This is a genomic window from Parabacteroides sp. AF14-59 (genome assembly GCF_003479515.1).
Lineage (GTDB): Bacteria > Bacteroidota > Bacteroidia > Bacteroidales > Tannerellaceae > Parabacteroides > Parabacteroides faecis.
Window position 1 is genome coordinate 1 of record NZ_QUHH01000021.1, and the last position, 12,676, is coordinate 12,676.

At 38.9% G+C, this 12,676-nt stretch carries 10 protein-coding genes; 2 read left to right on the top strand and 8 right to left on the bottom strand.

Annotated elements, in window-relative coordinates:
• The first annotated feature begins 618 nt into the window (after positions 1–618).
• Complete coding sequence (gene nadA / locus DWW23_RS19320; protein ID WP_122355218.1) at positions 619–1,605, top strand: quinolinate synthase NadA; 987 nt, start codon at positions 619–621, stop codon at positions 1,603–1,605.
• 67 nt (positions 1,606–1,672) lie between these two features.
• Here the strand turns inward: nadA and DWW23_RS19325 are convergent, their stop codons facing one another.
• From DWW23_RS19325 to DWW23_RS19345, 5 genes are all read right to left on the bottom strand, one after another.
• Positions 1,673–3,985: a two-component regulator propeller domain-containing protein gene (locus DWW23_RS19325; protein ID WP_122355220.1), complete on the bottom strand. Its 2,313-nt coding sequence runs from the start codon at positions 3,983–3,985 to the stop codon at positions 1,673–1,675.
• A gap of 3 nt (positions 3,986–3,988) precedes the next feature.
• A complete protein-coding gene (locus DWW23_RS19330) occupies positions 3,989–4,570 on the bottom strand; it encodes a non-canonical purine NTP diphosphatase (RefSeq protein WP_122355222.1) in 582 nt (193 codons plus the stop codon).
• 82 nt (positions 4,571–4,652) lie between these two features.
• Positions 4,653–5,534 (bottom strand): YitT family protein, encoded by an 882-nt coding sequence (locus DWW23_RS19335; RefSeq protein ID WP_122355224.1) that lies wholly within the window; start codon positions 5,532–5,534, stop codon positions 4,653–4,655.
• Positions 5,534–8,371 carry a leucine--tRNA ligase gene (gene leuS / locus DWW23_RS19340; RefSeq protein WP_122355226.1) on the bottom strand — a complete coding sequence of 946 codons (2,838 nt, stop codon included), beginning with the start codon at positions 8,369–8,371 and terminating at the stop codon, positions 5,534–5,536. The genes DWW23_RS19335 and leuS overlap by 1 nt, the downstream gene beginning before the upstream one ends.
• Positions 8,372–8,434: 63 nt before the next feature.
• Complete coding sequence (locus DWW23_RS19345; RefSeq protein WP_122355228.1) at positions 8,435–9,001, bottom strand: ORF6N domain-containing protein; 567 nt, start codon at positions 8,999–9,001, stop codon at positions 8,435–8,437.
• Positions 9,002–9,153: 152 nt separating this feature from the next.
• Between DWW23_RS19345 and DWW23_RS19350 the strand changes: the two genes are divergently transcribed.
• Positions 9,154–9,366 (top strand): hypothetical protein, encoded by a 213-nt coding sequence (locus DWW23_RS19350; RefSeq protein ID WP_122355230.1) that lies wholly within the window; start codon positions 9,154–9,156, stop codon positions 9,364–9,366.
• A gap of 255 nt (positions 9,367–9,621) precedes the next feature.
• Here DWW23_RS19350 and DWW23_RS27065 read toward each other — a convergent pair whose 3' ends face one another.
• The 3 genes from DWW23_RS27065 to DWW23_RS19370 all read right to left on the bottom strand — a co-directional run bounded on the left by DWW23_RS27065 (position 9,622) and on the right by DWW23_RS19370 (position 12,667).
• Positions 9,622–9,927, bottom strand: a complete 306-nt coding sequence (locus tag DWW23_RS27065) for a DUF6804 family protein (RefSeq protein ID WP_316251384.1) — start codon at positions 9,925–9,927, stop codon at positions 9,622–9,624.
• Positions 9,928–10,210: 283 nt separating this feature from the next.
• The gene (locus DWW23_RS19365; protein WP_122355234.1) at positions 10,211–10,732 is read right to left on the bottom strand and encodes a hypothetical protein; all 522 of its coding nucleotides are present in this window, start codon (positions 10,730–10,732) and stop codon (positions 10,211–10,213) included.
• 681 nt (positions 10,733–11,413) lie between these two features.
• Complete coding sequence (locus DWW23_RS19370; protein ID WP_122355236.1) at positions 11,414–12,667, bottom strand: acyloxyacyl hydrolase; 1,254 nt, start codon at positions 12,665–12,667, stop codon at positions 11,414–11,416.
• Positions 12,668–12,676: the final 9 nt, after the last annotated feature.

Sequence of the window (12,676 nt, forward strand, 5' to 3'; positions counted from 1 at the left end):
AATATAATATATAATTGTGGATAACTAAAAAGGAATGGCCGGATACGGCGGATATGTTTCGACCGACTTGCGTCGATAGTAAATGCCGATAGCCTAAACTTCCGTGAGGTTGTCTGGAGATACCTATGGCTAAGGTCAAAGATAATAGACTTTAAACATAAAAGCAATAGGTTTTAATGATAAAAGCTATTATTTTTGAATATTGTCATCCCGGTGACGTGCCATCAACACCGGGGTGACGTTTCAATATCATCCCGGTGATAACTTACTCTTCTACCTGCTGGATGTATACAAATGTTAATGGTGACAAACACAAAGGCTAAAGTAGTATGTTTTTACCCCCGGTTGTAACCGTTTTTAAGGATAACTATTTGATAATTAGGTATGACAAACTCTCTGCTCGCCCCTATAGAATAAGGTAAATAATTTATACCTTTTTGTTGTCGGACGACTAAGTTTTGCTTTTGTTTTTCTGGCGGAAACGAATAAAGTTTTTACCTTTGCAAATTATCAACAAGATGTTAATAAATATACTAATAGTAAGAATATCAATAATAAAGATTGATGATAACCTTGTTGATAGACTATTGAAATCAGGAATAATATAATAGATATACTATGTTGACAAATCAATCGATTGGGTATATGGACGCACCGGTTCCGAAAGATATTGATCTGAAGGAAGCTATCGATAAGTTGCGTAAAGAAAAGAATGCGGTTATTCTTGCCCATTATTATCAGACAGGTGATATACAGGATATAGCTGATTATGTAGGCGATAGCCTGGCATTGGCCCAGTGGGCGGCTAAAACGACAGCGGATATCATTGTGTTGTGTGGTGTTCATTTCATGGGTGAAACGGCAAAGATACTTTGTCCGGACAAAAAGGTGTTGGTTCCTGATCTGAATGCCGGTTGTTCGCTGGCAGACAGCTGTCCCGCTCCCGAATTTGCCGAATTTGTAAAACAGCATCCCGGCCATGTGGTCATTTCTTATGTGAATACGACAGCTGCAGTAAAAGCGGTTACAGATGTGGTGGTAACTTCTACGAATGCCCGCCAGATCGTTGAAAGTTTCCCGGAAGGGACAAAGATGATCTTTGGTCCGGACCGTAACCTCGGAAATTATATCAATAGCATCACCGGACGTAATATGCTGCTTTGGAACGGAGCTTGTCACGTACATGAACAGTTTTCACTGGAAAAGATACTGGAATTGAAAAAACAGTACCCGGATGCGGAAGTGATTACGCACCCGGAATGTAAACAACCCGTAATACAGGTTTCAGACTTCGTAGGATCGACTGCTGCACTTTTGAAGCACACTATCAAGTCGGATAAGAAACAGTTCATTGTAGCGACGGAAAGTGGCGTTATTCATGAAATGAGGAAAAAGAGTCCGGATAAAGAGTTTATACCGGCTCCTCCTAATGACAGTACCTGTGCATGTAACGAATGTAATTTCATGCGGTTGAATACAATGGAGAAGCTTTATAACTGCCTGAAATATGAAATGCCGGAGATATTTGTAGATGAAGAGGTACAAAAGAAGGCTATCAAACCGATTCGGAAAATGTTGGAAATATCAGAAAAGTTAGGTTTATGATATAAAGAAGCCGGAGAATACTTAAATATCTCCGGCTTTTATTTTGTTGATTATTTGACAGGTCGGTTTATTTTACGACCATTATTTTGGTAACTACGCTTTCTTTGGCTTCCGGTGTAGCTGCTAACACCAGGTAGATTCCGGTGGCAACACGACTTCCGCCTCTTTTACGGCAATCCCAGGTGAATGTTCCACCGGCAGATTTGCCCTGGTAAATGATATTACCCCTTATATCTGTTATTTTTACGTTTGAATCGTTCATAAGCCCGACAATGGTTACACGGTCGTTATGTTCGGGACGGACAGGATTGGGATAAGCATATATATCCGAATAATCTTCATTGCCTTCTGTCGCATCGGTTATATAGGATACCAGTCCTTTTTCAGTACCGATAAAGACTTCTCCGGTAAATTGGTTAATAGTTAATGAATTTATCTGGTTGGACGGAAGAGGGGAATTGGCAGTAGTAAAGTTGGATATTGTTTCCATACCGTCTTCACTGACCAGGAAAACCCCGGAACTGTTTGTTGCAATCCATTTCCGGTTGCCTCCGTCGACAGCGATGGCATTGATCTTTTCACCATCCAATAGATAATAGGGCTCTCCGTTATCGTTTGTTCTAACAATACGGGATGCGGATATATTGTTTATATTGTTTCCCGGATTGGTACAAACGATCGGACCTCTGGAGGTCCCAATCCAGACATGACCGTTTTTATCTTCCGTTACACAATAATATCCGCTGGCATCGATGGTTCCGTTCGTATCGCTAAATGTTTCATATAAATGGGATTCATCATCACTTTTATCGTCTATGGTCCCTTTATCATCAAAAATGAGGATACCTTCGTCGGCGTTGATCCATTTACGGTTGTTGGAAGTGATAGTTATTTTATCTACTTTATGGGCATTGGTGAATTTATTAAATCCGAAGCTGGCCCAGGTTCCGTCTGTTTTCAGTACTTTAAGTGCATCCGTTACTTCACAGTTAGTGGCCCATAAATTGCCTTCTTTATCGAAAGTAACACCTCCTATACGGACATAATCCAAAGGGTTGAGTCCTGGTATGTAAGTAATCGGAGTTAATGCGCTGTTCGTATGGTCATATAATTGTACGACTTCATTATTTTTAATTTCGACTATACCTTCTCCGTAAGAAGAAATAAAATAGTGTTCAGGATCTTTCGGATCAACAGCTATTCCCGTATAATCTCTTACTCTTCTGAATTTATTGTTTACCTCGTTTTCATTAAAATTATACCATTTCCCATCCTCATATTCCATTAAAGTACCGGCTCTTCCCCAGCGATCAGTTCCACGTCCTCCTCCGGCTACTAATAATTTATTTTCGTGCATTGTCATGAAATAATTATAGTTTCTTTTAGGATATTTGGTGTTATCGTTGGTATTTTCCAGTATAATTTCGTATTGATTATTATTTTTTCTTATTCCTTTTATCCCGCTGGTACCCGAAGCGATCCAGAAAGTGTTGGGATCTTTAAGAGATGCAATATCGTTAATAACTACTGCATTCACGACATCTCTATCGGTAAAGGATGAATAAATATATAATTCGGAATAGGTGTAAGTTATCAGTTTGTTATTCTGAATAACCATCTGTTTTAAATCCCTATTTTTTAATAGGTTTTTTACAGTTCCGTTTGATTCCTGATAATAAATTCCTGTCTTGCTTTTATCACTGGGATCGGCAAGGAAACAGAGATTATTCTTAAATAAACCTATTTGACGAATACTTTCCGTACCAAACTCAGAAGAAGATAATGTATAGTTTTTCCATTCATTATAATCCAGTAAATTACTATCCAAAGAAGCAAAAATTAATCCGGCAGCAGTGGCAGCATAAATATGATCGGTATCGATAACGACAGAATATACTTTTTTATTTAGCTTATATGTATCTTTGATTTCTTTTTTGGCCATATTTAAGACTATGATTCCGAAATTGGTAGATAAATAAGCTAGTTCTTTATTAAGATAGATGTTATTTATAGTTTTATCTGTTATATTTGAATTATCGAGTAAATAGGATAAATTGTAAATACCGGAATCACTTAACAGATCGATATTTCCATTACTATATGTAATTAATAGTGTATTTACTTCAGGATTGAAAATGATAAAGTTTATATCGCTATCACTTAATCCTGTTTGTTTTGAATAATGAGTTATACTATTATCTTCTTTGTTATAACTGTAAAGAGATCCATCTGCTACTGCATACACATGATTATTTGCTTCGGCAATTTTAGTTGTCGTATAATATGCCAGATAAGTACTCCATTCTCCTACACTTTTTTGAGCTGAAGTATTAAATAATACTATGTATAATAATAGAAGAGTATATATTATTCTTTTCATAATTTATTTTGATAATGTGGATAAGAAAGCATTCAATTTTTTTACAGCTTCCGCCCGGTGGCTGATTGTATTCTTTATATCATTACCCATTTCGGCAAATGTTTCCGTATAATTATCCGGCATAAAGACAGGATCATATCCGAATCCGCTTGTTCCGCGCTTTTCTTTCGTTATCTGGCCATTAACGACCCCTTCAAACAGATATTCCTTATTATTCAGGATAAGTGCTATAACAGTACGGAAACGGGCTTTCCGGTTTTCTTTACCGTTCATTTCCTGAAGGAGCTTTTTCATGTTAGCTTCTGAATCATGTCCCGGACCGGCATATCGTGCAGAATATACGCCGGGAGCATTGTTTAAAGCTTCCACTTCAAGGCCGGTATCGTCAGCAAAACAGTCATAACCGAATTTTTCTTTGATATAGCGAGCTTTCTGAAGAGCATTACCTTCCAGGGTAGCAGCTGTTTCCGGTATATCATCATGGCAATCGATGGCGGCCAAGCTTACTATTTCTGTATGACCGGCTGTTATTTTTTGTACTTCATCCAACTTATGTTGGTTATTTGTTGCGAATACGAGTTTCATATGTGTGAATATCTAAATAAAAAAGCACTTCTGTACGATATATATAACGTATGGAAGTGCTTTTAATTGTTTGAATAATATTTTAAGTTTTTATCTGATCGAAACCTTCTCCGTAAACTCCCCGGACAATGCTTTGGGAAATGAAAGCCTGGTGGTCAATCTGTTTTACCAGACGGAAGATAGATACCGATTCTGACTTTTTTGCCAGTAGTACGACTACTTTTACCGGTTTTCTGGAATAACCTCCTACACCGTCCAATATGGTACATCCCCTGTCCAGATCGTGGATGATCCTCTCGGCTATTTCATCATACTTTTGGGAGAATATGAGGAACTGTACCGATTGACGGTTTCCATTCAAAACCATGTCAAGAACATAGTTGCTGATTATCATTTCAACAAAACCGAAAACGATCTTATCCACATTGTGGAAGAGGAAAAAGGAAGAGCTGATAATGAAAAAGTCGCAGAATAGCAGTGCACGTCCAATAGATATATTCTTATATTTATTGACAATCGCTCCGATAATATCCGTTCCTCCGGTACTTCCGTTTGCTGAAAATACCAATCCTAACCCGGCTCCGCAGAGGAGTGCCCCGATCATGATTGCCATAAATGGTTGATCGTGCAATATAGGATTGCCTTTCAATAACCATTCAAAGAATGACAGCGAAGCGGAAAGCGAGAATACTCCGAAGATTGTTTTGATAAGGAATTTGAATCCCAGGATCTTCAGAGCAGCTAATAGTAAGACTACATTGATAACAAAGTATGAAACCGATACCGGTATTGCACCGCCGGTGGCAAAGAATATCAGTGCACAGATACCGCTTACACCACCGGTGACAATTTCATTAGACAGGATGAATGCATTGAATCCGAAACCATATAATAAGGTTCCGAACAAGATCATCAGATAATCCTGTACTGAATAATAAACTTTATAAAACTGAGCCGTTTTCATCAAATAACGATATTAACGATCTTACCCGGAACGACAATGATCTTTTTAGGAGTCTTGCCTTCCGTCCACTTAGCGGAACTTTCGTGGTTGAGAGCTGCCTTTTCAACCTCTTCACGGGGCATGTCAGCCGGAAGTTCCATACTGAAACGGGCTTTTCCGTTGAATGAGATAGCGTAAGTAACTGAGTTTTCTTTCAGATACTCTTCGTTGTGCTGAGGCCATTGAGCATCGCAAACTGTAGTCGTATGACCACATTCATGCCATAACTCTTCTGCAGTATGAGGTGCAAACGGAGCCAACAGAATGATCAATTGTTCCAGGATGGCACGTTTATTGCATTTCAGGCTGCTTAATTCATTAATACAGATCATGAAAGCACTGATAGAAGTATTATAAGAGAAATGCTCGATATCGAATGTAACTTTCTTGATCAGTTTGTGTAATGATTTTAATTCTTCGGCTGTCGGTTCTGCATCTGTTATCTGCAGGCTGTCGGTATTTCCGTAGAACAAAGCCCAAAGTTTTTTCAGGAAACGGTGAACACCGTCGATACCGTTTGTATCCCAGGGTTTGGATTGTTCCAGCGGACCTAAGAACATTTCATACAGACGTAATGTGTCGGCACCATACTTTTCAACGATCATATCCGGGTTTACTACGTTGAACATGGATTTTGACATCTTTTCAACAGCCCATCCGCAGATATATTTACCGTCTTCCAGGATGAACTCTGCGTTGTTATATTCCGGACGCCAGTTCTTGAAAGCTTCGACATCCAGGATATCGTTGTTTACGATGTTCACATCCACATGAATAGGAGTAACTTCATACTGGTCTTTCAGGTTCAGTGAAACGAATGTATTGGTATCCTTTATGCGATATACAAAATTGGAACGTCCCTGGATCATACCCTGGTTAATCAGTTTCCGGAACGGTTCTTCTTCACAGATAACTCCCATATCATACAGGAATTTATTCCAGAAACGGCTATAGATTAAGTGACCGGTAGCATGTTCAGTACCACCGATATACAGGTCTACATTATGCCAGTATTCATTTACCTGTTTGTCTACCAATCCTTTGTCATTATGCGGATCCATATAGCGCAGATAATAAGCAGAGGAACCTGCGAATCCCGGCATAGTACAAAGTTCTAATGGGAAAATGGTTTTGTTATCTATTTGGGTCGTTTCGACTACTTCTTTCTTTACGGAATCCCAGGCCCATTTGGTTGCATGTCCCAACGGAGGTTCACCTGTAGCAGTCGGCAGGAATTTATCCACTTCCGGCAGTTGTAACGGCAATGCTTCGAAAGGTAACATCTGAGGCATTCCGTCCGCATCATAATATACCGGGAACGGTTCGCCCCAATAACGCTGGCGGCTGAAAATAGCATCACGTAAACGATAGTTTATCTTTACACGTCCTAACTGATGATCCGATACATATTTCTTGGTAGCAGCGATTGCTTCTTTTACCGTCAGACCGTTTAATGATAAATCGCAGTAAGGAGTAACATCGGGTCTCGGAGAATTGCAGACAATACCTTCTTTAGCATCGAAACTTTCTTCGCTAACATCGCAGCCTTCGATTAACGGGATGATAGGCAGATTGAAATGTTTTGCAAACGCATAGTCACGGCTATCGTGTGCCGGAACTGCCATGATAGCCCCCGTTCCATAGCCTGCCAATACATAATCGCTGATCCAGACAGGCACTGCATCACCTGTAAACGGGTTGATAGCGTATGAACCACTGAATACACCAGTCACAGAACGGTCGGCAATACGTTCACGTTCCGTACGTTTCTTGGTACGATCCAGGTAAGCATCGACAACTTGCTTTTGTTCGGGTGTTGTTAATTGTCCAACCAATTCGCTTTCAGGAGCTAACACCATGAAAGTTACGCCGAACATGGTATCCGCACGAGTCGTAAAGATGGTAAATTCTATATCGCTATCTTTCACTTTGAACAGGATTTCAGCTCCTTCGCTGCGGCCGATCCAGTTGCGTTGTGTATCTTTCAGAGAATCCGTCCAATCGATGGTATCCAGTCCGTCCAGTAAACGCTGAGCGTAAGCAGATACACGCAGGCACCACTGACGCATCATTTTCTGTTCTACAGGGAAACCGCCACGTTCGGAAACGCCGTTCACTACTTCATCGTTAGCCAGTACGGTTCCCAGTTCGGAACACCAGTTGACCATTGTGTCACCCAGGTAAGCGATCCGGTAATTCAGCAGTATAGCTTGTTTTTCTTTATTGCTCTTAGCTTTCCATTCTTCAGCAGTGAATTGCATTTCTTCTCCGCAGGCAACATTCAGACCTTCCGTACCTGTTGTTTCAAATGCTTCGATCAGGCTTTCGATGGGTAATGCTTTCTTTTCGTCGTTGCAATAATAACTGTTGAACATTTTGATAAATGCCCATTGTGTCCAGTGATAATATTCCGGGTCGCAGGTACGGATTTCGCGGCTCCAGTCATAGCTGAAACCTATCTTATCCATCTGCTCGCGGTAACGGGCGATATTTTGTTTCGTAGTTACCTCAGGATGTTGTCCGGTTTGGATAGCATACTGTTCTGCTGGCAGACCATAAGCATCGTATCCCATCGGGTGTAAAACATTGAATCCCTGCAAACGTTTGAAACGGGAATAAATATCAGAAGCAATGTAACCGAGCGGATGACCAACATGTAGTCCAGCTCCTGATGGGTAAGGAAACATATCCAACACGTAGTATTTGGGTTTATCTTTATTCTCCTTCACTTTATAAACCCCATTGGCAATCCAGTATTCGTGCCATTTTTTCTCAATTTCTCTGAAATTGTACTCCATAATATTTAATCGTTTTATATCGTTTTCAGTTTAAAGCCACAAAGTTAGTCAATTTATTTAGTTTTACTTCACATAACCTATTTTCGGTCGGGAGTTACCTGGCTTTTCTTTATTTTTTGTAGCAAGTTCTGCCAGGGCAAGATAGATATCGTCAAAATGTTGCTCGTAGTTTTCATGATCTTTACTGAGACTTTCAATGTCTTCCTGAAGAAACTTGACTTGCTGCTCCAGTTCTGACAGTTTCTTATTAGTTGGTGACTGATCGTAGTTTGCAATCAGTTGTTTTCTCATTTGGACGAAGGCACGCATAATGTTACGGTTTATTTCTATGGCAATGTCACTATTTAATACTGAAGATAACATGGCTACACCTAATTCGGTGAAAGCGAAAGGCATGTATTTGAAGTTTTTTCCTCTTCCTTTGTTCAAGGTCACAATTTGTGACCTTGAAAGTTCCTCTTTAGAAAGTTCAAACATAAAGTCCTCATCTTCAAATCGTTTTATATTACGTTTTACAGCTTGTTTTAGAACTTTGGTTTCAATACTATATAACTCTGCAAGATCGAAATCCAACATAACTTTTTGTCCTCTGATCTCATAAATTTTGTTTTGTATTACCTGTAAATTCATAGTTTATAAATTTTGGTGATTAATAAGTGGCTAAATGTATGAATAATATTTATTTATCAGAAGATTTTGATATACTTATTTTAATGGTTCATTCATCCTCAATCAAACCTCTGATAAGCGCAAACTAAATTTAAACTAAAAAATGACGAGTAATGGGAAGATATACTTTTATTTTCTTTATCGCCTTGTTGACAATGTCGATAAGTGCTGAACCTATTGATGTGAAACAGGCGAAGAGCGTAGCTCTCGGTTTCCTGAAAAGTAATTCTCTGCAGACAAAAGCTTCGGAATCAGGATTGACACTGGTTTGGTCGGATGCCGAGAATTTACGTTTTCCATTTGCTTCGATTTTCACAGGTCTTTAATCTATAGGTTTGCTACGTAAGTTACTGTATTAAGTCAGGTACGCGACGAAATCAATAATCTCGATGTCAACAATCTTACTCCGATCGAAGCGTTGGACAAGTTAAGCGAGATACGGAAGATTATCGTAGGAAAGTGAGAGATTAAGGATCACCGAATACACATATGGAGTGTAAAGTCTCGTAGATTTTTTATATAGTCTACGAGGCTTTACATATTTTATAATTGTGAATACTTTCTCTGTTAAGTAAGTTTTATTAAATATTCGTCTCTTTCTTTCTAAAGAAAAGCCAAAGTAAGAATATAGCGACGACTACATCTATTAAATTCCAAACTTCACGTCCGAGTGGTATTTTCAGAATAGGCTGAAACAGTAACGCCAATGCAAGGCACGTGACATACAATCTTTTTTGTCTATTTTGGAAATAATCATAGACCATTATACCAAACAGAATAGTAGCGGTATATCTTATCAGCATATAATAGCCGTAAGGCATAGGAGCTAAACATATCAGCAAGGCTATCGCCAATATTAACAGGGTTATCTTATTCTTTTCTACCATTGCCGAAAACAAATGATAAGAGGGAAAGGATTCCAAATATCCAATAGAAAACGGAATAGGCGGTAGTATGATCAGTGGCTTTATATAATACGTGATCAAAGATCAAACTCCGAATGAAGTTAATCGGCAAAAATAATCCGTGCCAGATACCCGAGTACCAAGAATATTTCTCGTAGGGTTCGATGTCGCATAACAGCCAGCCGATAAAACACATAACAGCTACTTGGATAAGGATTCTTATAATCATGGTATTTATTATATTTGATATTAGGAAAGAAATAGTTTATTTTATTGTATTTGTGATGGTTTTTACTAACCATGAATAATGTTCACAAAAAGGACCTGTAAATTCAACAAGATCAGATGTATCCAACTCATCTATTTTTCTTTCAGAAACTTCATCTACATATATGGTTAAAGGATTAGAGATCATACTTAAATATAAGTAACCAGGTAAATATTGTTTAGTTCTAGGGAAATCCGAATGCACTAATCCCATGATATCACGCATCCATCCATCTTTTCTAAAAATATAAATCCTTTCACATTTCTTTTCTGGAGGTAAACCTAGTTTCGAAGCCATTAGCTTTAAATATTCCTCAGTACTTTTTATTTTTTGTTCATAATCAATGTAGATACTATTATTTTCGGTAAGAAATTCTCCAAGCCATATATCAAACATTAATAATTCAAATCTTCCCTCTTTAGATATAGGGAAGTCGATATTATACATACCTTTTTCTGCAATTTTGAAAATAGAAGCTAATACGTCTTCTTTTTTTGAAAAGAAATTAAAAAAAAACATGTTATAGATAATTTATGTCTCCCCAGCCCCTTAGTAGACTTTTATAAAACACGAAGCGTGGAACTGCATGCCACGTTCTGAATTGGAGGTCCTAGGATAACCTTACGCACGAATGTAGAATAGCAGCCCACGCTATAGCGTGAGAACCACTATGCCATCCTTGTGCGCAATTGTGAAATTTCCTAGGTTTCCAATTCACAAGATAAGCATAACGCTTCTTTAATTTTTTATATGTCTGGACAAGTTTCCTTGATCCGGTCGTAAAAATACAGAAAAAAACGGAATAGACTGATATTCCGTCTTATTTTTAACGTCCGGAAATAAAACGGCACTCACTCTTTTAGTAAGGAAATATAGTGGGGTATAAAAACTTAATAGTTAAATATTTATTTGTTTTTCTGCCATCTAAACTTTTGTTTTGTGCTTAGAAAATAAAAGTTTCTCCTATAGGAAACTATATTTTCTCCCTGTAGAAACTTTTTATTCGTCCCTTTCCCCTTCGAAAGGGAAAGGCAAAAGTGATACATAAAGTGGTAGATAACGAATAATAATTGTAGATAATATACTATCTTCAACCATTATATAAGATGCTTATTTATAAAATGTTCGGGATGAGATTGTAGATGTTGTAGATACAATGAACTATCTAAATCTACCTCCAGGAATGTGACAAATTATTTTTTACCGATGGAATGTCGGATACTTGTTATGGAACCGGTATCCGATACCTAGCATTAAGTAATTGGGAGTATGGAAGTTTTGCAGATTATATCCGATATGGATAAATGAACTTCGGGTAACTTCTATTTTAAGAGCCAGAACCTGATATAAACCTTTCAGGTCACCTCCCCGGTGTATTACATTTCCTCCTAAACCTATTCCGACTGTAAAATAAGGCATTACGTATTCGGCACGGGCTGAAAGTCCCAGTGCCAGCTGGTAACTGAGTGGCGGCCGGTAAAACTGTTCGGTCGAAGACGATGACGGGTCGGCATAGATATTGGCACTCTCGTCATAAACGCCGTCCACGGATACACCGGCACGGAAGTTATATCCGAAATTATACATCGGATTGATATTGAACCCTGCTACCGCAAAAGCTCCCGGTGCAGCAATCTGTCCTTCTCCTACATAAACACCTTTTCGTCTCCAGGAACCGAACAGAACGACATCATAACTGATATGACGGGGAAAGCGGGGGACAGGAGGCTGGAAGAAAGGCTTGGAAAATAAATCTCCATTTCTGTTGAAGTTATATACCAATCCTACTTTCAGTCCGATCGTATTCAGTCCGGCATTCGGAAACCGGGTATTTCCATTCGAGAAGTGTGTTAGATCGACTCCCGCCGTCAGGTCCAGTTCTTTTGAGAGGATATAGTTCAGATAGAAGTTCGTATTGATATACGCATTGATTTTCGACCCGATCACTTTGTTGTATCGGTTATCGTATTCATCATAAGGCTTCCAGCCGAAAGATACCCCGAAGTTCCATTCATAGTTGAGCGATAAACGCGGATTGATCCGGGCGATCCTGGCTCCCTGGAACAGGTAAATGGCAAAAGGATTTCCTATCTCTTCTTTATCTTCAAACGAATACATGGACAATCCGATACCTTGGTAAGAGCCTCTGTAAATCCGGTCCGTATAGCTGTTCGGATAGTATTGGAAAGAGTATTTCAAATGGGCGGAGACGGATTTCCGAATTGGTTCCATATCCATATTATCTCCTCTCAGGAAAGAGTTGGTAGGGAAAATATAGGTAGGTCTGGCATCGATACCTATTCGATGAATCAAATGACGCGAGTAGGATATGGAATCTGTCATATCCTCCGGTACGTTTTTATGTATCCCTTCATCAGCGAATGCAATGCCGGATAGAAAGCACATTGCAATCAGGATAATCAGTACATTCAACCTCTCTGTTCCACTTTTCATACGTTTCTC